This window comes from Amycolatopsis sp. MJM2582 (assembly GCF_000754115.1).
Classification (GTDB): domain Bacteria; phylum Actinomycetota; class Actinomycetes; order Mycobacteriales; family Pseudonocardiaceae; genus Amycolatopsis; species Amycolatopsis japonica.
The window spans coordinates 499,342-522,906 of the sequence record NZ_JPLW01000003.1; the positions used below are offsets into that span (position 1 = coordinate 499,342).

Annotated in this window: 25 protein-coding genes; 7 read left to right on the forward strand and 18 right to left on the reverse strand. The window is 68.0% G+C overall.

What is annotated here, in order from left to right:
• Positions 1 to 8: 8 nt before the first annotated feature.
• Positions 9 to 155 (forward strand): hypothetical protein, encoded by a 147-nt coding sequence (locus ED92_RS42540; RefSeq protein ID WP_235213341.1) that lies wholly within the window; start codon positions 9 to 11, stop codon positions 153 to 155.
• Between the two features lie 186 nt (positions 156 to 341).
• Here the strand turns inward: ED92_RS42540 and ED92_RS21085 are convergent, their stop codons facing one another.
• Together ED92_RS21085 and ED92_RS21090 are read right to left on the reverse strand one after the other, a co-directional pair.
• A complete protein-coding gene (locus tag ED92_RS21085; protein ID WP_037341284.1) occupies positions 342 to 917 on the reverse strand; it encodes a hypothetical protein in 576 nt (191 codons plus the stop codon).
• A gap of 47 nt (positions 918 to 964) precedes the next feature.
• Positions 965 to 1,582, reverse strand: coding sequence for a TetR/AcrR family transcriptional regulator (locus tag ED92_RS21090; protein WP_037341286.1), 618 nt, complete (start codon positions 1,580 to 1,582; stop codon positions 965 to 967).
• A gap of 90 nt (positions 1,583 to 1,672) precedes the next feature.
• Between ED92_RS21090 and ED92_RS21095 the strand changes: the two genes are divergently transcribed.
• Positions 1,673 to 2,377, forward strand: a complete 705-nt coding sequence (locus tag ED92_RS21095; RefSeq protein WP_037341288.1) for an SDR family oxidoreductase — start codon at positions 1,673 to 1,675, stop codon at positions 2,375 to 2,377.
• Position 2,378: 1 nt separating this feature from the next.
• Here the strand turns inward: ED92_RS21095 and ED92_RS21100 are convergent, their stop codons facing one another.
• The 4 genes from ED92_RS21100 to ED92_RS21115 are packed head-to-tail and all read right to left on the reverse strand — an operon-like array spanning position 2,379 to position 4,978.
• Positions 2,379 to 2,756 carry a RidA family protein gene (locus tag ED92_RS21100; protein WP_037341290.1) on the reverse strand — a complete coding sequence of 126 codons (378 nt, stop codon included), beginning with the start codon at positions 2,754 to 2,756 and terminating at the stop codon, positions 2,379 to 2,381.
• A 58-nt stretch (positions 2,757 to 2,814) separates the two neighbouring features.
• Positions 2,815 to 4,077: a hypothetical protein gene (locus ED92_RS21105; RefSeq protein WP_037341292.1), complete on the reverse strand. Its 1,263-nt coding sequence runs from the start codon at positions 4,075 to 4,077 to the stop codon at positions 2,815 to 2,817.
• Positions 4,074 to 4,409 (reverse strand): type VII secretion target, encoded by a 336-nt coding sequence (locus ED92_RS21110; protein WP_037341293.1) that lies wholly within the window; start codon positions 4,407 to 4,409, stop codon positions 4,074 to 4,076. Before ED92_RS21110 ends, ED92_RS21105 begins: the two co-directional genes overlap by 4 nt.
• On the reverse strand, positions 4,403 to 4,978 hold the full coding sequence (locus ED92_RS21115; protein ID WP_037341295.1) for a YbaB/EbfC family nucleoid-associated protein: 576 nt from the start codon (positions 4,976 to 4,978) through the stop codon (positions 4,403 to 4,405). Before ED92_RS21115 ends, ED92_RS21110 begins: the two co-directional genes overlap by 7 nt.
• Positions 4,979 to 5,129: 151 nt before the next feature.
• Here ED92_RS21115 and ED92_RS21120 point away from each other — a divergent pair, with 151 nt between their 5' ends.
• Positions 5,130 to 5,618, forward strand: coding sequence for a GNAT family N-acetyltransferase (locus ED92_RS21120; protein ID WP_037341296.1), 489 nt, complete (start codon positions 5,130 to 5,132; stop codon positions 5,616 to 5,618).
• On the opposite strand, the gene ED92_RS21125 is transcribed toward ED92_RS21120, so the two are convergent.
• The 7 genes from ED92_RS21125 to ED92_RS21155 form a co-directional block, all read right to left on the reverse strand.
• Positions 5,593 to 6,210, reverse strand: a complete 618-nt coding sequence (locus tag ED92_RS21125) for an SRPBCC family protein (RefSeq protein ID WP_037341297.1) — start codon at positions 6,208 to 6,210, stop codon at positions 5,593 to 5,595. The genes ED92_RS21120 and ED92_RS21125 overlap by 26 nt on opposite strands.
• A gap of 218 nt (positions 6,211 to 6,428) precedes the next feature.
• On the reverse strand, positions 6,429 to 7,037 hold the full coding sequence (locus ED92_RS21130; RefSeq protein WP_255355366.1) for a DNA-binding response regulator: 609 nt from the start codon (positions 7,035 to 7,037) through the stop codon (positions 6,429 to 6,431).
• A gap of 79 nt (positions 7,038 to 7,116) precedes the next feature.
• Entirely contained in the window at positions 7,117 to 7,398 is a 282-nt protein-coding gene (locus ED92_RS21135) for a DUF6235 family protein (protein ID WP_037341299.1), read from the reverse strand.
• A gap of 129 nt (positions 7,399 to 7,527) precedes the next feature.
• Positions 7,528 to 9,825, reverse strand: a complete 2,298-nt coding sequence (locus ED92_RS21140; RefSeq protein ID WP_037341300.1) for an excinuclease ABC subunit UvrA — start codon at positions 9,823 to 9,825, stop codon at positions 7,528 to 7,530.
• A 150-nt stretch (positions 9,826 to 9,975) separates the two neighbouring features.
• Positions 9,976 to 10,524, reverse strand: coding sequence for a dihydrofolate reductase family protein (locus ED92_RS21145; protein WP_037341303.1), 549 nt, complete (start codon positions 10,522 to 10,524; stop codon positions 9,976 to 9,978).
• Positions 10,525 to 10,555: 31 nt separating this feature from the next.
• Entirely contained in the window at positions 10,556 to 11,797 is a 1,242-nt protein-coding gene (locus tag ED92_RS21150) for a cytochrome P450 (RefSeq protein WP_037342499.1), read from the reverse strand.
• Between the two features lie 16 nt (positions 11,798 to 11,813).
• On the reverse strand, positions 11,814 to 12,962 hold the full coding sequence (locus ED92_RS21155; RefSeq protein ID WP_037341305.1) for an MFS transporter: 1,149 nt from the start codon (positions 12,960 to 12,962) through the stop codon (positions 11,814 to 11,816).
• A gap of 302 nt (positions 12,963 to 13,264) precedes the next feature.
• Here ED92_RS21155 and ED92_RS21160 point away from each other — a divergent pair, with 302 nt between their 5' ends.
• The 3 genes from ED92_RS21160 (at position 13,265) to ED92_RS21170 (ending at position 15,942) form a co-directional block, all read left to right on the forward strand.
• Positions 13,265 to 14,293 carry a daunorubicin resistance protein DrrA family ABC transporter ATP-binding protein gene (locus tag ED92_RS21160; protein ID WP_037341307.1) on the forward strand — a complete coding sequence of 343 codons (1,029 nt, stop codon included), beginning with the start codon at positions 13,265 to 13,267 and terminating at the stop codon, positions 14,291 to 14,293.
• Positions 14,290 to 15,105, forward strand: coding sequence for an ABC transporter permease (locus tag ED92_RS21165; protein WP_052120777.1), 816 nt, complete (start codon positions 14,290 to 14,292; stop codon positions 15,103 to 15,105). The genes ED92_RS21160 and ED92_RS21165 overlap by 4 nt, the downstream gene beginning before the upstream one ends.
• Before the next feature lie 84 nt (positions 15,106 to 15,189).
• Complete coding sequence (locus ED92_RS21170) at positions 15,190 to 15,942, forward strand: hypothetical protein (protein ID WP_037341309.1); 753 nt, start codon at positions 15,190 to 15,192, stop codon at positions 15,940 to 15,942.
• A 215-nt stretch (positions 15,943 to 16,157) separates the two neighbouring features.
• On the opposite strand, the gene ED92_RS21175 is transcribed toward ED92_RS21170, so the two are convergent.
• The 5 genes from ED92_RS21175 to ED92_RS21195 all read right to left on the reverse strand — a co-directional run bounded on the left by ED92_RS21175 (position 16,158) and on the right by ED92_RS21195 (position 21,955).
• Entirely contained in the window at positions 16,158 to 16,592 is a 435-nt protein-coding gene (locus ED92_RS21175) for an SgcJ/EcaC family oxidoreductase (protein ID WP_016336918.1), read from the reverse strand.
• A 12-nt stretch (positions 16,593 to 16,604) separates the two neighbouring features.
• Entirely contained in the window at positions 16,605 to 17,774 is a 1,170-nt protein-coding gene (locus ED92_RS21180; protein WP_037341311.1) for an acyl-CoA dehydrogenase family protein, read from the reverse strand.
• A 76-nt stretch (positions 17,775 to 17,850) separates the two neighbouring features.
• Entirely contained in the window at positions 17,851 to 19,251 is a 1,401-nt protein-coding gene (locus ED92_RS21185) for a cation:proton antiporter (RefSeq protein ID WP_081975877.1), read from the reverse strand.
• Positions 19,252 to 19,262: 11 nt separating this feature from the next.
• Entirely contained in the window at positions 19,263 to 20,528 is a 1,266-nt protein-coding gene (locus tag ED92_RS21190) for an NAD(P)/FAD-dependent oxidoreductase (protein WP_037341314.1), read from the reverse strand.
• 38 nt (positions 20,529 to 20,566) lie between these two features.
• Positions 20,567 to 21,955, reverse strand: a complete 1,389-nt coding sequence (locus ED92_RS21195) for an NAD(P)/FAD-dependent oxidoreductase (protein ID WP_037341316.1) — start codon at positions 21,953 to 21,955, stop codon at positions 20,567 to 20,569.
• Positions 21,956 to 22,159: 204 nt separating this feature from the next.
• Between ED92_RS21195 and ED92_RS21200 the strand changes: the two genes are divergently transcribed.
• A complete protein-coding gene (locus tag ED92_RS21200; RefSeq protein WP_037341318.1) occupies positions 22,160 to 23,554 on the forward strand; it encodes an NAD(P)/FAD-dependent oxidoreductase in 1,395 nt (464 codons plus the stop codon).
• Positions 23,555 to 23,565 lie beyond the last annotated feature (11 nt).

Below are 23,565 nucleotides of genomic sequence, written 5' to 3' on the forward strand. Positions count from 1 at the left end.
CGCGCGCGGTGCTCGGGGCGGACATCGCTTCGGCCGTTCTCACTTCGGCGTCGCCGGATTTCGGCTACCTGACCGTGCCTTCCGTTCTCGTCGACGGCGGTTTCAACACCGGGCGACCGATGGTCGTGCCGCCCGGCTTTACTCCGCCCGCCTGAGTGAGTGGCACGTTGCGAAAGCCACTTTCGCAACCTTCAACGTTGCGAAAGTGGCTTTCGCAACCTCCGTCGACGCGGCTTGATGAGCCACATGGGTCCGGAGATGTGTCGCGAAAGCCACTTTCGCGACGTCTGATGTCCCGAAAGTGGCTTTCGCGACATGATCGCGAACGGGCCCGGAAAGCCTCAAGCGGGCTTACACTTCTTGGCCTCCGCGGCGGCGGCCATCAGGTCCTGCGTGTCGATTTTGAGCGCGGGCATGAGGTCGGGGGTTTCCGTGATCGGCTTCTGCGTGGCGTCCATCGCCTGGATGGCCGCGTCCATGGCCGCGCTGTTGCCGGACTTCTCCAACCGCTGCTTGCCCGTGTTCGCCGCGTCCCTCGCGGCGGTGTACTGGTCCACAAGGGACTTCCGCACCGTGTCGCCGCCGGGAATCGGCGACGGGGGCAGCGCGGTCAGTTCGTCGACGGCCTTGCCCGCGAAGCCCGCGCGGATCCCGAGTTCTTCCTTCAGCGCGTTGCGGGTCACTTCGGTCCCCGATCGCTGCTTGCTCGCGTAATCGTTGGAAGCCTTCATGTAGCCGTATATCGCGCCGCACATCCCGTCGAGCCAGGCGACGGTCTTGGCGTCCGGCCCGGCGGGCGCTTTCGGCGCCGAGGACGGCGGGGTGACGGTGACCGTCGCGGGTGCCGCGGGTGGCTCCCCGGAGCAGGCCGTCGTCACGAACAGTGCCAGGACGATGAGCAGAAGTTTCGTCTTCATGGAATCCCCTCCGGGGTGAACACGCGCCGGAGGGGTGGAGGGTTGCCTCAGCCGCAGCCGCCCATGATTCTGGCCAGTTCGGCGGGCTCCAGCGGGGGCTCCGGCAACGGGTTCGCGGCGGATGCCCGCATCCCGTCGAACAGCAGCGCGAGATGACGTCGCCAGACCTCCGGCCGGACGGTCGCGGTCGCCTCGACGGTGCGCGCGATCCCCCAGGTCACGAAGGCCATGTCCTCGAGGGTGAAGTCTTCGCGCAGGGCACCGCTCTCCTTGGCGCGTTCGACGATCCGGGTCATGAGTTCGTAGCCGCGTTCGAGGTCTTCGGCCTGCGGTGGCCGCGTCGAGGCCAGTTCGTTGTAGCCGCGGTCGGCGGCCTGCAGTTCGCAGACCCGTTCGACGAACGACGTCAAGCCGGTCCAGGCGTCGTCGAGGGAGAGCGCGTGTTCGGCCAGCTTCGCGACGGTCTCGGTCCGGTCGGCGAACACGGCGTTCACCAGATCCGCGCGCTGCGGGAAGTGGTTGTACAGCGTGCCGATGCTGACGCCGGCGGTCTTGGCGATCTCTTCGAGCGCGACGTCGAGGCCGCGTGCCGCGTAGAGCCCCCTGGCCGCCTCGATCAGCAGGTCGCGGTTGCGCCGGGCGTCCTTCCGCAGGGGTTTGGTCATGACCGCATCGTAGTCAAGTTGAAGGTGGCCTCAAGTTGTGTGTACCTTCGAAGAAGTTGAGGGCATCCTCAACTTAGCCTGGGAGGACAGATGACCAAAACGCTCGCGATCTTCGGCGCCGGGCCGGTGCTGGGACTTTCGCTCGCCCGCCGGTTCGGCCGCGAGGGCTTCCGGATCGCCCTCGTCGCGCGTACCACCGAGAACCTCGACGCGCTCGTCGCCGAACTCGCCCGCGACGGCGTCGAGGCGAGCGGGTTCGTCGCCGATGTCTACGAGCCGGCTCAGATCGCCGCCGCCGTCACCGCCATCGGCCGGATCGACGCGGTCGCGTTCAATCCCGGCGGTGGGACCATGGGGGAGGGCATCGTGCCGGTGCTCGACGTGGATCCGGAGAACCTGCGGCTCATCCTCGACCGGTTCCTGGTGTCCGCGGTGGCGCTGGTGCGGGCCGTGCTGCCCGCCATGACCGAGCGCGGCGACGGCGCGATCCTGTTCACCGCCGGGCAATCCGGCCGGTACCCGGCGCCCTTCCTCGGCAACGTGGGGATGGCGCAGGCCGGGCTGCGGAACTATTTCCTCAATCTGAACGCGGTGCTCGCGGAGAAGGGGATCTACGCCGGGGCCGTCAACGTCGGCGCGCTGATCGAGGGCAGCGTGCCGCATCGGACGATCACCGCGAGCCCGTTGGACTTCGAGCCCGAGGTGATCCATCCGGACGTCTTCGCCGACGTCTTCTGGAAGCTTTACGAGACGCGCGAAGCTCCTGAAGCGCTCGTCGGGTCTTTCGGGAGGTGACTTACTTCTCGACGGCGTAAGCCTCGATCTCGACCTTCATCTTCGGGTCGAGCAACGCCGACACCTCGACCATGGTGGCCGCGGGCAGCACGTCGGCGAAGGCTTCGCGGTGCGCCCGCGCGACCAGGTCGGCGTCCTTGATGTCGGTGACGTAGGTGACCGTGCGCACCACCGCGGCGAGGCTCGATCCGGCCTCTTTCAACGCCGTCTCGATGAGCGACAGCACGGCCGAAGCCTGCTCGTACGCGTCGCCAGAGCGTTCCGGCTCGCGCGCCGTCGTCCCGGAAACGTGGATGTGCTCGCCGACGCGCACCGCCCGGCTGTAGCCGAAGACCGGCTCGTAGTCCCCGCCGGAGGAGATGTTCACCCGTTCAGTCATGACCGAACGAAAGCACAGGCGGTCCCGCGCCGGAACACCGGGACGGGGCCGCCTGCTTTCACTGCTCTTCCTTGTCCTCCGGCGGCTTCTCGTTCGCGGCCGGCGGGATGGCCTTCGTCAGCTCGACGACGGTCTTCCCGGCCATGCCCGACGCGCCGTAGGTCGGGTCGCTGAGGATCTTGAGGCCCTTTTCGAGCTTGTCGAGCGCGTCCGCGGCCTTGGGGAACCTCGTTTTCAGGTCGCCGACCGGGAAGCTGTTCCAGTAGTCGAACCGCTTCAGGATGTCCGCCGCCCCGTCCACCCCTTCCAGTTCCTTCGCCAGCTTCTCGCGCACGATCCGGAGGGGTATGTCGCCGAGCTTCTCCGGCTTGGGCTTCGGAGCGTCGGGCTTCGGGGCGTCCGGAGTGCTGTCGCCCGGCTTCGGGGGCGGGCCTTCGATCGGCTTCTTGCCGCCGGGCATCGGCGTACCACCGGCGGGTTTCGGCTTGGGCAGCTTGATCTTGCCGCCGCCGAGCGTCAACTTGACGACGTCGTCGGCCGCGCCGCGGGTCTTCGCCAGGATCTTGAGCATCTCGGCGAGCTTCTTGGCGACGTCGGCGATCTGCTTGGCGATCTTGGCGATCGCCACCCCGACCGTGGTCATGATGGAGGTGATCGCCGCGATGATCGAACCGCCGAAGGTGACCGGCGCCAGTGCCACCGCCACGATCGCCGCCTTGAGGATGCCCGCCAGCGTCATGGCGATGATGTCGCGGACGATGCCGCGGACCGCGCCGATGACGGCTCCGGCGATCCCCATCTGCTTGCCCGCGAATTCGATGTAGCCGGCGAGCGCGTCGATCTGGGCGGCGACACCCTCCATGTCGGCGCGAAAAGTGTCGGCGGCCTCGCCGTCCCACTTCTCCATGAACTTGGTGGTGGCGGCCCCGTGCTCCTTCGACCACTCCCGCACTTCGGCGGCCTCTTTGTAGATCGCCGTCTTGGCCGCCTCGATGCCCTTCGGGTCTCCCAGCAGGAAGTCCAGCGGCCAGCGGAAGATGACGATGTGCTCGATCAGCCAGCCGATCCCGGCGGTGAGCAGCGAGCCGATCGGATCGGCGACCATGCCGAGGATCTCGATCGCCATCCCCGCCGAGGCCAGTCCGATGCTGAGGCTGTCTCCTTCGTCGACGGCCTTCTTCAGCGAGAACGCGGAATCGAAGAAGCCCGCGCCCGTGGTGTCGCCGCTGCCCGCGAGGAAGTTGTTCTTCTCGTCCTTGAAGTCGCTGGCCTTGGTGCCGGTGTTGTTCCCGAAATCGCCGCGGTGGTACTCGTCGCTCACTTGACCTTCACCTCGTCGATCCCCTTGCCGGCTTCGGTGATCAGCCTCTCGGTCTCCTGCTCGTTGGCGTTGTACTGCTTCGCCGCCTCACGCAACCTGTCCGAGAACTCCTGCACGTTCTCCGAGTACTTGTTCAGCTGGTCCCGCGCCTTCCCGCAGTGCATGCTCGCGCCGGCGCCGTAGATCTGGCCGCCGAAGATGCCGAAGATGCCGGGGTCCGCCACGCAACTGCCCACCATGTCGGCGCTCTTGCGCAGCTCGTCCTCGAGTCTGTCGAGGTGACCGGCGAACTCGGTCATGGTCTCCGTCTTGACACCGAATCCGGTCACCACGGGCTCATTTCGTCGTCGTCGGGGGAAGCCGGTCGCCGGGTTCGCGGCGCCGGGGGGTTCGGGGGCCGCACGGGACGGCCGGGCTGCGGCGGCATCGGGGGACCCGCCTGCGGAGGTGGCGGCGGCCGGTACCCCGCCTGAGGACGCGGCGGCTCGTCGTGCGCCTCGGGGGCCCACTTGTCCTGCTCCGGGTTCTCCGGGGCGCCTTCCTCGTCCGCCACCTTCGGCAGGAACGTGCGCACCAACTGGGCGGCTTCGTCTTCGCCGTTGATCTCGATGTAGGACTCCGTGACCTTCTCGACGGTCTTGCGCTGGGCCTGGCGCACCGTCTGCATGACCAGCGAGGAGAGCCGCGCCGGTCCCAGCGAGGTGGCCCGGTTGCCGAACTCGATGGCGCTCAGCGAGCCGTTGGCCTCGACCGTCACCGTCACCGAGCCGTCGGGAGAGGTCACCGTGGACGCCGAGGCGGTGAACGCGGCCGTCAGGGCTTGGGCTTTCTCCTCGAGTTTCTTGGCCTCTCGCTCCAGAAGGAGTGCGAAGTCCTCACCTGCGTCGAAATTGGGTTGCATGCGTCGCCTTGGCTCGATGGGGGTGGGCACGAAAATGCGAGAGGTCGCGAGGTGGATCGCCCGTATCGTTACCACCGGGCGGACGGCCGGACAAGCCCGATGATCAGAGAGTGCCCGAAAGTGCCGCAGGGGTGGCGGATCGGGGCAGGCCATGGAAAGCGGACCGATCGTGCGGGACGCGGATCGCGACGACGTCATGGCCGTCTGCCGATTCGGTGAGGAGCACGTCCGGGCCCACTACGTACCCTTGATCGGCGACGAAGAGGCCGCCCGGCAGGTGCGGATGTGGTGGAACACGACGAACATCGCCGGCGCCGTCGCCCTCGGCGCGGTCGTGATCGCCGAGGACGACGGGCGGCTGGCCGGTGTCGGGCAGCGCGATCTCGATGGTGGCGAGCCCGTGATCCGCAAGTTGTACACGCTTCCTCGGTATCGCGGATTGGACTCGCGGTTGCTCGAAGTCCTCATCGGACGGTCGGCCGCGGACACCGGCCGGGTGTACGCCGAGCATCCGGTGGCGGACGAACGCGCGGGCGCCTTCTTCGAGCGCGAGGGTTTCACGGTGGAACGGGTCGAGCCGGGCGGCGTCGTCCGGCGGGTCCGGGCCCGCCCCGCTACCGGTTTTCGGCCGCCTTCTTGAGGTCCTTCAGCCAGATTTCGAGGCCCTGCCCGAGCATCGCGGTGGAGCCGGGCACGTCCTTGTCGACCTGCGGGCCGGTGTGGCTCTCCTCGGTGCGGACGATGACGCCGCCGGGCACCTTGACGAAGTTCCAGACGTGGACGCCGTCGATGTGCATACCGCCGGGGCCGTCGAGCGGGCCGGTCCAGCGGAGGCATTTGCCGGGCTGGAGTTGCCGGACGGTGGAAACGATGGTCACGTCGCCGGGCGGGTACGGCATGCCGGGCGGGACGGGGATGGTCCACTGGAAGCGGGAATGCTTGCGCAGCGGGCCGTCGTCCAGTCGCTTCATGGTGACCGGGATGGCCGGATTCTGCCAGGACGGCCAGGCCTCGACGTCGGTCTGCAGGTTCCAGATGGTGCGCAGCGGCGCCTTGACGAAGGTCTCGGTCCGGTAGTGCACCTTGGCCGACCGGTCGATGCCTTTTCCTTGGCAGGTAAGCGAAGCCGGTCTGGTGTGGTGGGCGGGGGCGGCCTGGGCCGGTGCCGTGACGCCGAGGACGCCGGCGATGACCAGTGGGACCGTGAGCAGGGCCGCGCGCTTGCCGAACATGGGCTTCTCCTTCGCTTCTGTTGTTATCGCTTCTTGCGATAGTTAGAGGCTATAGCGAAGTTGCCGTGAACGTCAAGCACGAAAGTGAGAGGGTCTAACCGAAGGCGAGGGTCGTTCGCCGGACCGAAGGCGGAACTCGCGTGCTCAGAGGCGGAACTCGCGTGTTTGAAGGCGGAACTCGCGTGTTCCGCGTCCAATCACGCGAGATCGCCCGGGGATCACAGCCATTCCGCGTCGGTGGCGATGCGGATCGCGTGCACCCGGTTGCGCGCGTTGAGCTTCGTGACGATCGCGGCCAGATAGTTCCGGACCGTGCCCGGGGACAGGAACAGTTCGGCCGCGATGTCGGCGACGGTGCGCCCGCGCGCGGTCACCCGCAGGATCTCGATCTCGCGGGTGGTGAGCGGGCAGTCCTCGGTTTCCCAAGCGGCGAGCGCCAATTCGCCGTCGATCACCCGCCGGCCGATCGCGACCGACCGCACCGCGTTGGCGAGTTTGTCCGACGGCGCGTCCTTGAGCATGAAGCCGTTGACCTTCGCGTCCAGCGCGCGCCGGACCGTGCCGGGACGGCCGAGGCTGGTGAGGATCAGCGTATGGCAGCCGGGCAGGCTTTCGCGGATCTCCATGGCCGCGGTCAAACCGTCCTTGCCCGGCAGATCGATGTCGATGACCGCGACATCGGGCTGGACGGATTTCGCCGTCGGAAGGATCTGATCACCCGCGGCGACTTGGGCGACCACTTCGATATCGGATTCCATGTTCAGCAGGGCGACGAGCGCCCCGCGAACCATGTGCATATCTTCGGCAAGCAGCACTTTGATCACCACGAAGCACCTCGCACCCCAGTTCAGTGGCTCCGTTGTCATCCTACGGGATTCTCACCCCATGCGGTGATATCGAAGAGCTTCAGAGCACGTCCAGCTCGCGCGGCCACTCGACGGGTTCCCTGCTGAGCCCGAGCAACTCGAACTCCGAACGCGCCCAATCGATCCGCACCCGGATCGCCAGCGCGGGCGCCACGGTCAACAGGAAGCGGCCCGGACCGCCGCCGACTTTGAAAACGCCGTAGGTAAGGAACGCGGATCCGTCGCAGACGGCGAACAACGCGGTGAAAACCGTCGCGCGTTCGCTTTCCGGAATCGAATCCAGCCATTCCAGCCCGCCGGTCAGCACCAGCCGCACCGCCATCCGACCCTCCTCGCCGCACCGGCTTCCAGCATGGTCGCCGCCGTGGGTATCGGGCGTCTCGTATCCTGCGCCGAACGCGAAGAAGGGGACGCCCCGCACGGGACGTCCCCTTCAACCAAGAGCCCGAGCTCAGCCGGCCTGCTGGTAACGCTTGAGGTACTCGCCGGTCAGTGAGCTCTCCGCGGTCAGGAGTTTCTCGGGCGGGCCGGTGAAGACGATCTCGCCGCCGTTCTTGCCACCGCCGGGTCCGAGGTCGATCACCCAGTCCGCCTGTTCGATCACCGCGAGGTTGTGCTCGATCACCACCACCGTGTTGCCCGCGTCGACCATGCCGTTGAGCAGGCCCAGCAGCATGTCGATGTCGGTCATGTGCAGACCGGTGGTCGGCTCGTCGAGGATGTAGACGTTGCCGCCGCCGGAAAGCCGGTCCGCCAGCTTGATCCGCTGACGTTCACCGCCGGACAGCGTGCTCAGCGCCTGCCCCAGCCCGAGATACCCGAGCCCGGTCTCGATCAGCGCGTTCACCTTCGCCAGCACCGGGGCTTCGGTGAAGTACTCCGCCGCCTGCTCCGCGGACAGCTCCAGCACGTCGGCGATCGACTTGCCCCGCAGCTTGTGCGCGAGCACCTCGTCCTTGAACCGGCGCCCGTCGCAGCTTTCGCAATGCGTCGTGATCGGGTCCATATAGGACACTTCGGTGATCAGCACGCCGCGGCCCTGGCATTCCTCGCAGGCGCCCTGGGAGTTGAAGCTGAACAACGCCGCGTTCGCGCCGCTCGCCTTCGCGAAGAGTTTGCGCACCGGGTCCATCAGGCCGAGGTACGTCGCCGGAGTCGAGCGGGACGACGCCGCGATCGGTGTCTGGTCCACGAAGATCGCGTCCGGATGCGCCTCGCGGAAGACACCGGAGATCAACGAGCTCTTGCCCGAACCCGCGACACCGGTGACGGCGGTGAGCACACCGGTCGGGATGTCGACCGACACGTTCTTCAGGTTGTGCAGTGAAGCCCGCTTGATCGGCAGCTTCCCCTTGGGGCGGCGCGGATCCTCCTTGACGACACCCGAGCGGGCCAGCCCGGCCCCGGTCAGCGTCTTGCCTGCCCGCAGCTGCCGGTACGTTCCCTGGAAGACGACCTCGCCGCCGTGCACACCGGCGCGCGGCCCGATCTCGACGATGTGATCGGCGATCTCGATGACGTCCGGGTCGTGTTCGACCACGAGGATCGTGTTCCCCTTGTCCCGCAACGCCCGCAGCAGATCGTTGAGCCGTCCGACATCGCGGGGGTGCAGGCCGACACTGGGCTCGTCGAAGATGTAGGTCAGCCCGGTCAGGTCGCTGCCCAGGTGCTTGACCAGCTTGAGCCGCTGCCCCTCACCGCCGGACAGCGAGGTCGTCGCCCGGTCCAGCGAAAGGTAGCCGAGGCCGATCGCCTCGATGCGTTCGAGCGCGGCCAGCACGCCCTGTGCCATCGCGGCGGTCTGCTTGTCCTTGATGGACTTGATCAGCTCGATCAGATCGGTGATCTGCAGCTCGCACCACTGCGCGATGTTCTTGCCCGCCAGCTTGGTCGCCAGCGCCGCCTCGCTCAGCCGTCCGCCGCGGCAGGCCGGGCAAGGCCCCTCGGTGATGAACTTCTCCGCCTGGGCACGGGTCTTCTCGCTCATCGACCCGGTGTCACGCTTGAGATGGCGGCGGGTGAAGTTCGCGACCAGGCCCTCGAACGTCAGCGTCTGCGTCTTGCCGTTCTTGAAGGTGAGCTGGACCTTGCCCTCCTTGCCGTGCAGAAGGGTGTCCATCTCCTTGGCGGTGTACTTGTTGAGCTTCTTGGCCGGGTTGATGGCGTCGTGGTTGGCGTAGAACTGCCAGCCGGGGCTGCCGACCGGATAGCCCGGCACCAGGATCGCGCCCTCGTCGAGCGACTTCGTCATGTCGAGCATCAGCTCGGGGTCCGGGCGCAGCGCGCGGCCGATGCCCTCGCAGTCGGGGCACATCCCGTTGGGGTCGTTGAACGAATACAGCGAGGGATTGCCCGCGCTGGGCTTTCCCTGCCGAGAGAACAACACCCGCAGCAGCGGGTGGATGTCGGCGACCGTGCCGACCGTGGAGCGCGCGTTCCCGCCGAGCGGGCGCTGGTCGACGATCACCGGGGTGGTCAGGTTCTCGATGCCGTCCACGTGCGGGCGTTCGTGTTTGGGCAGCTGGTTGCGGATGAACCAGGGGAAGGTGGCGTTCAGCTGACGCTGCGCCTCGACGGCGATCGTGTCGAACACGACGGAGGACTTCCCGGAACCCGAAACCCCGACGAAAACCGTGATCTGGTTCTTCGGGAGCTCGAGTGAGACGTCCTTCAGGTTGTTCTCGTGAGCGCCGGTGACGCGGATTCCCTCACCCGCCGGTTGCTTGGTCTTGCGGGCTGCGGCAGTCACAGAATTTCCTTTCCTCGCCGGTGCGCGAATGATCGCGCCTGCTCACCAGTATCGCAGCGCCACCGAATGCCCGGTAGTCGATTCGTGTGTGATCGGGCCATGTTCTCGTCACGATGAGAACATGAATTTTTCACGGTCCCGGTGAATTCGTCAGGCGCGGGTGTAGACGGCGCCGATGACGCCGGTTTTCAGCGCGTTCGAGCGCGTCAGCTTCAGCGGGATCTCCTTGTCCGTTCCTTCGAACAGTTTCGCGCCCTCGCCTGCCACCAGCGGCATGATGTTGAGCGCCAGTTCGTCCAGGAGTCCTTCGGCGAGCAGCCATTGGACGAGTCTCGGGCTTCCGGGCACCCGGATCGTCTTACCGGGCGTTTCCTTCAGCCGGGTGATCTCGCCGGCGATGTCACCGGTGATCAGACTCGTGTCCGGCCAGGTCAACGTCGCTTCGTCCAGCGTCGAAGAAACGACGTATTTGTGCGTGCCGTTGAGGAACGCCGCCATCGGGTTGCTGTCACCCTGCGGCTTCCACATCTGTTCGAAAGCGACGTACGTGTCCTTGCCCATCAGAATGGCGTCCGAGGCGGCGAGGCTCTCGGCGATTCCTTCGCTCATCTCGTCGGACCAGTATTGGCCCATCCAGCGGTCCGGCTGTTCGGCCACCCCGTCCAGGGACATGAACAATCCGGCGGCGATTTCGCGCATGACGAACTCCTTCGTTGTCCGGGGCCCGTGGTCAGGCCGCGGGCCGATCTTCCCACCGTCGCGCGCGACGCTCCAAGGGATCGAGCACACCGGAAGAAGTCCAGCGGACCGGCAGCGCGGACAATGCGCGCATCGTCGGGGAGACGGTCCATTCCAGGGAATCCTCGGGTACGGCGAGGCGGAGTTCCGGCGCGCGACGGGAAAGCGCGCGCAGGGCCGACTGGATCTCGACCCGCGCGAGGTGGGCGCCGATGCAATGGTGCGTCCCGTGCCCGAACGACAGATGCCTGCCGTTCCTGTCCATCGCGAACCGGTCTGGATCGGCGAAGACGTCTTCGTCGCGGTTGACCACCGGCAGCAGCGCGGTCATCAGGTCGCCGGGCTCGATCCGCGTGCCGGCGATGGTGACTTCCTCCGTCGCGACGCGTGTCATGCTGAAGTTCACCGCGGGGCTGTACCGGAGCGTTTCCTCGACGGCCGCGTCCAGCAGCGCCGGGTCCGCGTCCAGCGAAGCCAGCAGGCCCGGCCGGGAGATCAGGCAGAGCACCGCGTTGGCGATCTGCGCGGCCGCCAGCGCGTGCCCGTCGAAGAACAGTGACGCCGCCAGCCCGGTCAGTTCCGTTTCGTCCAGGGCGCCGTTGCGATGTGCCTCGATGAGCTCGGCCATCAGCCCGGACGGCGGGTCCTCGGTGTCGGCGAGCATCATCGCGACCTCGTCGTGCAACAGCAGTTCGCCTTGGTAGACGGCGGATCGAGGGGAACCCGGCTTGCCTAGCCGCGCGTTCGCGCGTTTGCGGACGGCTTCGCGCCGCGACGGCGGAACACCCAGCAGCTCGGCCTGCGCGGTGAAGGTCAGCGGGGCGCAGAAGTCGGCGATCAGATCCGCGGTGGGATCCGTGTCGATCAGCCTGTCGAGCAGCCCGACGGCGGTGGTTTCGACGTAGTCGCGCAGCTGCTCCGCACGGCGGGCGGAGAACGCGCCGCCGATCAGCTTCCGGATCCGGGTGTGCCTCGGCGGGTCCAGGTCGGTCACCGACATCCGGGTGGCCGGTCCGCGCGGATGGGTCGTCTCGGCCAGCACGGCCCGGCTGAACCGCTTGTCGCGCAGGAAATCGCGCGTTTCGGAATAGCCGCTCACCAGCCATTCACGGCGTCCGTCGCGCTGTCGTGAACCGAACGGGCAGCCGTCGGGGATGTCGTCCCCGACAAGCTGCCGTCGCTGCCGTCCTTCGGCGAAGTCCGAGCCTCCGCGACCCCCTGTTACGTCGCCCATCGGGTCCATCCTCCGATCATTGATTCCGTGCGGGCACGCGCAGCGCGAGCAGGCAGACCGCGACCGAGGCCACGGACAACACTGCGATGGCGACCCGCAGGTCGGTGTGCCCGGCGATCTGGCCGACCACCGCCGGGCCGAGCAAGAGGCCGACACTGGCCAGTGACGCCGCCGAGCCGATCACCGCGCCGCGGTCCTCCGCGGACGCGCCGCGTCCGATCAGCCCGTAGACGGTGGGCGTCGACACCGAGATCGCGCCACCCACCACGGCGGTGCCGAGCAGGCCGTGCACCGGCGCGTCGGCCATCGAAAGCATCAGCACGCCCACCCCGGAAAGGGCGCCGGAGGTGAGCAGTACCAGGCGATCCGACGCGCGGCCGGACAGCCAGTGCCCGCCGAACCGGCCCAGCGCCATCCCGGCGGCGAAGATGCCGGGAGCGGCCGCCGAGATCCCGACCGGCGCGCGGGTGATGTCGGCCAGGAACACCGCGCTCCATTGCTGGACGCCGCTTTCCACGACCATCGCCAGCGCAGCCAGCAGGCACAGCAGCAGGACCGCCGGGCCGAGCCGCAGGCGCCGTCCCGGTTCGCGGCCCTGGCGGACCAGCCGTCCCGGCACGGAATTCCTCGCCGCGATCGCGCCGAGAACGACCAGCGCCGAAAGCGTCAGCGCGATCGCCTCGGCGGGTACTCCCGCCGTCCGCGCCGCCCCGGTGCCGAGACTGCACGTCAACAGGCCGATGCTGAACAACGCGTGCGCGCGGTTCATCACGCGGGGCCCGTCACCCGCTTCGGCGGACGCCGCCAGCGCGACCACGACGACATTGCAGGCACCCGAACCGAATCCGAACAATCCCAGGGTGAGGAACAAGGCCGGAACGGATCCGGCCAGTGCCGGCGTCGGCGCGATGAGCGCGAATCCGGCGAAGGTCGAGACCGCGACCGGTCGGCCGAACCGGTCGAGCAACCGGCCGATCGCGAACATCGCGGGCATCGCCGCGAGTGCGCCGATCAGCAACGCGGCGCCCAATTGCGCCTCACCGGCGCCGGTGGCGTTGCGAACGTCCGGCAACATCGAAAGGTACGGACCCCACAATGCGCCGTACGCGGCGAATCCCGCGAAGACCGTGCCGGTCCGCGGAGCTGCGGTGATGACGGCGACCATGAGACGTGACGGTCCTTTCCGTGCTGATCAGCGGAATTTCGCCGAGAGGCGGACATTCGCAGGTTAGCAGCGGTATTCGGGAACGGGCCACGATTATTTACCGCATTTATGGAGAAGGACGCCGGAGCGTGTCGTCGGTATTCTCGGCGAAGGTGCGGTTTTTTCAGGCTGGGACAATCATCCCAAAAATGAAGAATTCATACCCGGAAGGTTAACCATTCACTGCTCCCACGCCGCACTTCCTCGCATGATGTAACCGCACGAGAGTGTCTCCGTTGTGAGGAACAGGAAGGTAGTGCGTCATGTTGCAGAACGTCGAACCCGCGACCGCGTCGAGGGCCGGCCCGGGGCCGCGGGGGACCGAGACTGAATTCGCGATCCACGCCGAAGGGCTGGTGAAACGGTTCGGCGAGACGACCGCGCTCGACGGGGTCGATTTGACCGTCCGTTCGGGCACCGTGCTCGGCGTCCTCGGGCCGAACGGCGCCGGGAAGACCACCACGGTCCGGATCCTGTCCACGCTGGTGACGCCGGACGAGGGCCACGCCACCGTGGCCGGGTACGACATCGAAAAAGACGCCCACCAGGTGCGGCAGCTGATCGGCTTGACCGGGCAGTACGCGTCGGTCGACGAAAGCCTGACCGGCGTGGAGAACCTGCTGCTGATCGGGCGGCTGCTCGGCTTTTCGCGGCGGGCGGCCAAGGCCCGCGCGCACGAGCTCCTGGAGCGGTTCTCCCTCACCGAGGCGGGCGGCCGCGCCGCGAAGGGCTACTCGGGCGGTATGCGCCGTCGTCTTGACCTGGCCGCCAGCCTGGTCGGGGACGCGCGTCTGCTGTTCCTGGACGAGCCCACCACCGGTCTCGACCCGCGCAGCAGGCTCGAGCTGTGGGACGTCGTGCGCGGGCTGGTCGCCGACGGCGTCACGGTGCTGCTGACCACGCAGTACCTGGAGGAGGCCGACGCGCTCGCCGACGAGATCGTGGTCGTCGACCACGGCAAGGTGATCGCCAAGGGCACTCCGGACGAGCTCAAGGCCAGCACCGGCGCCCAGCGCCTGACGGTGCGCGGTGCCCAGGCGGGCGACCTCGAAAAGGTCGTGCGGCTGGTCGGCGAGATCGCCGGCGCGACGCCGGACGTCTCGGGCCAGGTCGTCAGCGTCCCGGTCACCGACCCGGCGGCGCTGCCCGGCGCGGTCCGGCGGCTGGAGGAGGCGGGCATCGTCATCGGCGAGCTGTCCCTGCGCAGCTCCAGCCTGGACGAGGTGTTCCTGAGCCTGACCGGGCGTCCGGCCGAGGAGCCCGCCGAAGAGACCGAGGAGGAGATCCGATGACCGCCGCGACGACGACGCTGCCCCCGCGGCAGTTGTCGACCAGGGTCGGGTTCTTCCAGGGCATCTCGCAGATGTTCACGCTGGCTTGGCGCAGCACGGTTTCGGTCAAGCACGAGCCGAAGCAGCTGGCCGACATCAGTTTCCAGCCGATCATCTTCACGCTGCTGTTCACCTTCGTGTTCGGTGGCGCGATCTCCGGCGACCGGAACGCGTATCTGCAGTTCATGATCCCGGGCATGCTGGTGATGAGCATGCTGTTCGCGACCATCAACGTCGGCATCGGGCTCAACACCGACCTGTCCCAGGGCGTGTTCGACCGGTTCCGGTCGTTGCCGATCGCGCGCTGGGCACCGCTGGCCGGCCGGATCATCGGCGACCAGTTCAAGCAGGTCTGGTCCGTGCTGCTGGTGGTCGGGGTCGGGCTGCTGCTCGGCTTCCGGCCGGAGAAGGGCTTCCTCGGCGTGCTCGCGGCCGGGTTGCTGCTGCTGGTGTTCGCGATCGCGTTCTCCTGGGTGCCCACGCTGGTGGGGGTCGCCGCCGACCAGGCGGAGAAGGTCCAGGTGTTCGCGTTCGCGGTGATCCTGCCGCTGAACTTCGTCAGCGGCGTGTTCGCGCCGGTCGAGACGATGCCGTCCTGGCTGCAGGCGTTCGCCGAGGTCAGCCCGGTGGCGATCCTGCTCAAGGCGTGCCGCGGACTGATGAACGGCGGCGCCGGGGTCACCTCGGCGGTGATCTGGTCCCTGGTCTGGGCGGCCGTGATCGCGATCGTGTTCGGGGCGCTTTCGGTCCGTGCCCTGAAGAAGCGGATCTGAGCAATCGCCGCTCGATCACCGGAGCCGTGACGCGTGCGCGCGCCACGGCTTCGGTGTTTCGGGGGCCCGACCCGGGGAGCGCCGATGGACGAACTGGACTACAACACCTGTAACGCCACCTTCCGCAGCCTGACCGACCAGCAACGGCTGATGGTCGAGGAGACGTCGAGGCTGATCGGCGCGGACGCCGATCTCGAACTGACGTCGTACGGCTGCGGGTTCGGCATGTTCGAACTGGAGCTCATCGCGCGGGTGCCGCGGAGAACGGTGTGGTTCCAAGGCATCGACACCAACGGCGAAGCGGTCGAACGACTGCGCGCGCGGCTGTCGGGGCTGTCGAAGGTCCGGGACCATCGTGTCTTGACGGCGAGCATGGCCGACGTCGCCGACCTCCGGATCACGCCGACCGAGTACGGCCTGTTCGTCCAGTCGTTGTGCTACCTCGGCGCGGACGAGGGCATGGCGGTGCTGAAGGAAGCGCGCAACCGGCACCGGCGGCTGATCGTCGCGGTGCCCCCGCTGAACCGGCTGAACGGCCCCTTCGCGGAATCCCTCGCGCGGCAGGGCATCGCGCGTCCGCTGTTCGCGCAGACGCTGGCGGAGGAACTGACGCGGTTCGGCGTCGAGTTCCGGTCCGTCACGGTGGACGCGGAGATCACGGTGCCGGTTTCCGAGCCGGCGCACCGTCTTCTGGAGTTCCTGACCTTCGCGCGGCATTCGCCTTGGCGCGGCGGGACCGGGCGGGCGGAGCTGCTCGACGCGGTCGCCGGGATGGGCACGGTTTCCGCGGGGCGGGTGCGGATCCCGCATCCGGTCGAGGTTTTCAGCATCGGTTAGGTGCGCGGTGTCGCCAAGCCGCCGACGGACTCACCATGCGCCACCCCGCCGCTGCGCCCACCCCGCCGCGCCCAATGTGGCATCGGGGACACCAGACGTCCCCAATGCCACATTGGGCGCACAGCCGAAACCACCCGAAAAGCCACTCACGACCCACCGGAAAGGGCGGAACCCGGGCCCTGAGGAGGGGAGGCCCGGGTTCCGAGGGGGAGGGATCAGACAGTGCCCGGCTTCGGCAGCTGCTGCTTCGCCGGAGTGTTCTGATAGGACGCCAGCTGCCACGCGCCGTCCCGCTTGACGACCGTCCACGAGGCACGGATCGACTGGGAGTCGGCGACCTCGGTCTCGCCGGGGCCGAGCACGCCGCCCTGCGTGATCAGGACACCGGAGTCCGGGGTGAAGAAGCGGATCTCCAGCGGACGCCCGGTGACCTGGGTGCCCTTGTAGTTGCCCGCGAAGGATTCCACCAGGAACGCCCGGATGTCGTCGCGGCCCTTCTTGAAGACACCGGGGAGGATCATCGTGCCGTCCTCGGTGAAGACGCCGGCGAAGGCGTCGGCGTCGTGGTACGCCCACGCGGCGATCACCTTCTGGGTCAGCGCCGCGATCGCCGCCTGGTCCGCGGCCGTGCCGGTTTCGGTCGTGGTCATCGGAGGATCCTCCTAGATGTAGAGGGTGTTGGGCTCGAGCCCGCAGAGCACGCGGCCGTACAGCTCGGTGTTGGTGTTCGGGTGCATCAGCGCGTGGAGGTTGACCGCGGCGACGTCGCGGGCGATGCGCTGGATCGGGATGCCGTGGTAGATCGACGAACCACCGGAGGCGGCCGCGAGGATGTCGATTCCCTCCTTGGCGCGGCGGACCACGGCGCCGAGGTCGGCCCGTGCGATGGCGCGTTCTTCGAGTTTCCACGGGGTGCCGTCCGCGGTCTTCGAGTCGACCAAAGTGGACAGACGGTGCGCGTGGAACTCGGCCTCGTCGATCTTCAGTGCCGCTTCGGCCACCTGGTGGTGCGTGATCGGCGCCTCGCGCTGGGAATCGTAGGCGGTGTAAGTGATCTTGCGGTCCGGCAGGCGCTTGAGGAAGGTGTCCTGCGCGCTCCGCGCCATCCCGACCAGCGTGCCCACCGAAGACGCCGAGGCGACCGGGAGCAGCGGCGCCCGGTAGATCGAGGCCGAAGCCCCGCCCTGACCTTCCAGCACCGCCGGCAGCGGGAGCACCCGCTCCGCGGGGATGAAGACGTCCTGCGCCACCGTCGACACGGAGCCGGTGCCGCGCAGGCCCGAGGTGTCCCAGTCGTCCACGATCAGCAGATCCGAGATCGGCACCAGCGCCATGATCGGGTACGGCTCGCCCTCCGGCGGCACGAGGATCGCGATGATCTCCTGCCACTGCGCGTGCAGGGCCCCGCTGATGAAGCCCCACTTGCCGTTCACCACGACCCCGCCGTCGACCGGCGCGGCCATCGCGGACGGGCTCAGCGTCCCGCAGACGCGCACGTCCGGGGTGGCGAACACCTCGTCCTGCACCGCCTCCGGGAACTGGCAGGCCATCCAGGTCGGGATCCAGTACACCGAGGCCACCCAGGAGGTCGAGCCGTCGGCCCGGCCGATCTCGGTGGCGACGTCGACCAGGGTGCGGGTGGCGGCTTCGTAGCCGCCGTAACGCTTGGGGCGGCGCAGCTTGAAGACGCCGGCCTCGGCCAGTGCTTCGATGGATTCCTCGTGCACCCGACGGTTCTGTTCCTGCCAGGCCGAGTGCTTCTTCAGTGCGGGTGCCAGTTCGGCCACGCGGCGAACCAGTTCCTCCCGCGTCGGAACATCGGTGCTCGACACCTTGACCTCCTAGATCGTCGACTGGTCCAGCTTCGCAGCGGGCGGGCGCCGGGGCGTCTTCCCGTTTGCCGGTGCGTCAGGCTGCCGCACGTTCGGAGGTGCGGCCGGGGAAATCCACCACGTTCCGGCCGTCGCGGCAAGCGAACCAGGTCGCCAGCGGCGCCGCCATCGCGGTCGAGACCAGCGCCATGATCACCAGCATGGTGAACAGCGTCGGGGACAGCACACCGAGGTCGAGCCCGATGTTGAGCACCACCAGTTCGGTCAGGCCGCGGCAGTTCATCAGCGCACCCACCTGCAGCGACCGGTTCCAGTTCTCGCCGACCGCCCGCGCGGCCAGCGCCGAGCCGCCGAATTTGCCCGCGACGGCCACGAGCAGGATCGCGCCGCACCAGAGCCACGCGCTGCCACCGGAAAGCAGGCCGAGGTCGGTGCGCAATCCGCTGTAGGCGAAGAACAACGGCAGCATCAACGCCGTCGTCAGCCCGCCGGCCTTGTCGTGCAGCCAGGTCGCCATCGGGTTGTCCCGGGGGAACACCACGCCGAACACGAACGCGCCGAACATCGCGTGCACGCCGATCCACTCGGTCGCCATGGCGCACACCAGCACCCCGACCACCGAAAGCGGCGCGACCCGGTGCAGCCGTGCCGCCGAAGCCCCGGCCACGAATTTCCGCAGCAGGGGCCGGACCACCAGGCCGAGCAGCGCGACGAACGCCGCGGTGAGCACGACCGTCAGCACCACGCCGACCAGCGAGGACGCCGTGGTCAGCGCGATCACCAGTGCCAGCAGGCTCCACGCGGTCACGTCGTCGACCACCGCGCACGTCAGCGTCACCACGCCGATCTCGCTGCGGAAGAGCCCGATCTCGTGCAGGATCCGCACCAGCACCGGCAACGCCGTGATGCTCATCGACACCCCGAAGAACAGCGCGAACGGCAGGAATCCGCCGCCTGTCCCGAACCGGGTGTAGGCGAACAGCGCGAGCCCGACGCCGAGCAGGAACGGCAGCGCGATGCTGACGTGACTGACGACCAGCGCGAGCCGTCCGCGGCCGCGCAACAACCTGGTGTTCAGTTCCAGCCCGGCGAGGAACACGAAGAAGATCACGCCGAGCTGCGCCACGACGTTCAGTTGTGGCACCGCAGCCTTCGGGATCAGCACGGCCGCGCCAGATGGCCACAACGCGCCGAGCACCGACGGGCCGAGCAGGATGCCCGCGGTGATCTCGCCGATCACCGCGGGCTGCCCGATCCGCTGGGCGAGCCACCCCACCACCTTGCAGGCGCCGACCACCACGGTGATCGCCAGCAGGAGCTGGGCCAGCGAAGGTCCGGTCGCCGCCTTCGCGGCGGCCGCCCCCGCACCGCCTTCGCCCTGTCCCAGCAGGATGATCGCGATCACGACCGGGAGCACGACAAGTCCTATGTAGACCATCAGCGCCCGGCGGCCGGGACGGCGTTCGATCTCCACCATGTCCCTTCCGCTCAGGGTTCGGTGACGTTCGCGACCAGGTCGTCGAGGTTGATCTTCAACAGCGGGTGCTTGCCCGACAGCCCGGAGATCAGCGTGACGAAGTCGGTGCTCGGCGCGTGGAGCTGCTCCGGGTCGACGATTTCCTGCGCGAGGTCGTAGTAGTACTCCTTGTACTTCGTCCGGTCGTAGAACCGCTCGACGAAATTGCGGATCTCGTCGAAGAAGGCGCGGTAGTTCCCGGCGTACCGGTCGAGCGCCTTCTCCTCGATGGCCGGGTGCTCCAGGATCCGGTCGACCACTTTGGACAGCGAGCTGCCGGCCAGTGTGGCCAGCGCGACCCCGGTGGAGAACAGCGGGTCGACGAACGCGGCCGCGTCGCCGACGAGCACCCAGCCGTCGCCGTAGAAGGTTTCGTTGGTGTAGGACCAGTCCCGCGCCGTGCGGTACCCGGCGTGCTGGCGGGCGTTGGCCAGCAGGCCCTTGAGCCGGGTGGTCTTGTCCCGCTCGCGTAGGAACAGCTGCTCCAGCGACTGGTCGTCGGCGTTCGCGAGATCCGACTTGGTCACGTAGCCGACGCTCATCGTGCCCTTGTCGATCGGGATGCCCCAGAACCAGCCGTCGGCGGTGCCTTCGATGAGGATGTTGGTCCACTCGTCACCGGGCAGCCGGTCGCAGTTGTCGTAGTAGGTCCAGACCGCGACGTTGCGGAGCTCGTTGTGCCAGGTGATGTCGCTGAACTTCCGGCCGATCACCCGTGACTGGCCGGACGCGTCGACGACCAGCGAGGCGCTGGCCTCGTAGTCGCCCGCCGAGCCACGCAGGGTGAACCGGACGCCCGTGACACGGCCGGTGTCGGACTGGATCACGTCCTTGACCGTCGTCTCCTCCACGACGTACGCGCCGAGCTCACGGGCGCGGTCGAGGATCAGCGTGTCCAGGTCGGCGCGGCGCGTGTGGTAGGCGTAGGTGCCTTCCGCGGCCTTCATGAACGAGAAGTTCCAAGGCACGTCCCGGTTTCCCCACACCAGGCTGCCGCCGTACTTGCGCTCGAAGCCGCGCGCCTCCATGCGGTCGAGCAGGTCCAGCTCCTGCAACGGGCGCATGCCGACCGGGATCAGGGATTCGCCGATGTGGTAGCGGGGAAAGCGTTCGCGTTCGAGGACCAGGACCGTACGCCCCTCCTTCGCGAGGAGACCGGCGCAGGTCGCGCCCGCCGGGCCGCCGCCGATGACGATGACGTCGAACCGCTCGGGCATACCGTGGAGCGTGGCTGACATGAGAAACCCTTCCTGGGCCGATGGAGGAGTGGAGGCGCTCACGCGCGCCGGATGCCGATGTGCGGCTCGTAGCTCAGGTACAGCCCGTTGATCGCCTTTTCGGGCTTCTCCGGAGCCTGCTTGTGCTCGTGGACGCGGTTGAGGTTGTCCAGCGGGTTGTGCTTGCCGCTCTCCTCGCCGAGCAGGTGGCCCTGGATCCGGCGGTAGACCTCTTCGGTGTCCTCGAGGTCGGCGATACCGGTGACGAACCGGTCGAACGCCGCCTGCACGTCCATCCCTTCCCAGTCCTTTTCGGACAGTTGCTGCGCGCGGAAGAAATGGTGTTCCTTGCCGCGGTAGCTCTCGTAGAAGGTGGACACCAGCACCAGCAGCCGCTCGTAGGCGCGGCGGTAGACGACTTCGTAGAAGTCCCAGGCCTCGCGCTCGTCGATCTCGCCGCGGATCACGCTGCTGATCGCGGCGGTGCCGATCAAGGCGCTGTAGGTACCCAGGTGTACACCGGTCGACAGCAGGGGGTCGAGGAAGCAGGCGGCGTCGCCGGCGAGCAGGAAACCGGGGCCCTGGAACCGCTCGGCCGCGTACGAATAGTCCTGCTCGACCTTGACCTCGGTGACCTGCTCGGCCTCGATGAGCAGCTGCTGTATCGCCGGGCAGTCGCCGATCGCCTTGTGGTACACCGGGTCCACGCCGCCGAGTTCGTTGCGCGCGGCGTTGAAGGAGTCCCTCCCGGTGACCAGCCCGACGCTCATCGTGCCGTCGGGCAACGGGATTCCCCAGAACCACCCGTCGCCGACCGAGGCGACCGTGATCGCGCCACTCGGCCCGCGGTCGAGCTGCTTCGCGTCCTTCCAGTACGACCAGGCGGCGACGTTGCGGAAGACGTTGTGGAACTTGCGGTTCTTCAGGTACTTGGTGGCCATCACGCCGCCGCGGCCGGACGCGTCGACGAGGTAGTCGAACTCGATCCGTCCGCTGTTGGCCGGGTTCTTCGCCTCGGCCCAGTGCGCCGCGACCGGACGGTCGCCGTCGAAGTCGAGCTTCTTGACCGCGATGCCCTCGGTGACGTCGACGCCGACCTCGCGCGCGTGGTCGAGGAGGATCTTGTCGAAGTCGGCGCGGATGACCTGCCACGCGCTGGTGCTGCCGTCGCGGCCGTGCGGCCGGAAGCGCACCTCCCATTCCTCGGGACCCCAGAAGTAGTAGGCGCCGCCCTTGGGCTGGAACCCGGCCGCGGCGATCTTGTCCCAGACCCCGAGCCGCTCCAGGATCGGACGGCACGAAGGCAGCAGCGATTCGCCGATGTGATAGCGCGGGAAGTGATCCCGCTCGAGCAGAGTGACCTCGAAGCCCTCTTTGGCCAGAAGCCCGGCAGCGGTGGATCCCGCCGGTCCACCGCCGATCACGAGGATCTGGGTCGATGCGCGCATGACACCTCTCCAACTACGCCGACAGCCGGAATTACCTGCCCGAAGCTAACAACCGCGAATGGAGATCCACTCAAGAACCAGTTGCCCTGTAACGCTTTCCCGAAAAAGCAGTCGAAGAGACGCTACCGGCCCGGAGGCGGACGACGATTCTTCCCGTGTCGGACTCCGACGGCCCGGCCGAAGACCTATTGGAGGAATCCCGCGATGGGCGAATACCTTGGCGAACGCGCCGTCGTGCTCGGCGGCGGCATGGCCGGCCTGCTGACCGCCCGCGTACTTTCGGAACGCTACCGCTCCGTCGTGATCGTCGAGCGTGACACGATCGTCGGCGTCACCGGCACCCGCCGCGGCGTGCCGCAGGCGCATCACGCGCACGCGCTGCTCGCACGCGGCCAGCAGATCCTCGAAGACCTCTTCCCCGGCCTGCAGGCCGAGCTGACCGCCGACGGCATCCCCAGCGGTGACCTGTCCGGCAGCCTGCGCTGGTACTTCAACGGGAAGCGACTGCAGCAGAAGGAATCCGGCCTGCTCAGTGTGTCCGCGACCCGCCCGGAGCTCGAAGAGTACGTCCGCGGCCGTGTCGTCGCGCTGCCCAATGTCGAGGTCCGAGAGCGCACGGTGATCCAGTCGCTGGTCGCGACCGGCGACCACTCGCGGGTCACCGGTGTCCGTGTGACCGGTGAGGACGCCGAGCCCGAGACGCTGCTCGCCGACCTCATCGTCGACGCCACCGGCCGCGGCAGCCGCTCATCGGTGTGGCTGGAGGAACTCGGCTACGAGCGCCCGGCCGAGGAGAAGATCAAGATCGATCTCGCCTACACCTCGCGGCTGTTCGAGCTGGACACCGATCCGTTCGGCGACGACCTGGCGATCAACCCGGTCGCCTCGCCCGCCAACCCGCGCGGCGCGTTCTTCGTGAACCTGCCGGGGAACGTGGCCCTGCTGTCGCAGACGGGCCTGCTCGGGGATCACCCGCCGCGTGACGCCAAGGGTTTCCTCGAGTTCGCCAAAACGCTGGACGCGCCTGAGATCTATCGGGCCGTGCGCAACGCGAAGCCGATCAGCGAGATCGCCAGTTTCAAGGTGCCCGCCAGCGTCCGCCGCCGGTTCGACAAGCTGCGTCGTTTCCCCGAGGGCCTGCTCGTGATCGGGGACGGAGTCTGCGCGTTCAACCCGGTGTACGGCCAGGGCATGACCGTCGCGGCCATGGAGGCCGCGCAGCTGGGCACACATCTCGACGCGGGTGGCGTGCGCCCGCTGCGGTTCTTCAAGGAGATCAGCCCGATCATCGACGTGCCGTGGGACATCTCGGCGGGCGGGGACCTCGCCTTCCCCGGTGTCGAGGGCCCGCGTCCGCTGAAGGTCAAGATGGGCAACGCCTACATGGCGAAGCTGCACTCCGCGGCGACCGTCGACGGCCGGTTCACCGAGGCGTTCTTCCGGGCCGCCGGCCTGGTCGACCCGCCGACCGCGCTGATGCGGCCGAGCCTGGTGGTCGGTGTGCTGCGCACCGCGCGCCGGGTCAAGGCGGCCGCACCTCTCGCCCCCACGGCCACGATCGGTCAGGCACCGCCCGCGTCCGACGACCTCGCGGCCTGAGCACCAAGGAG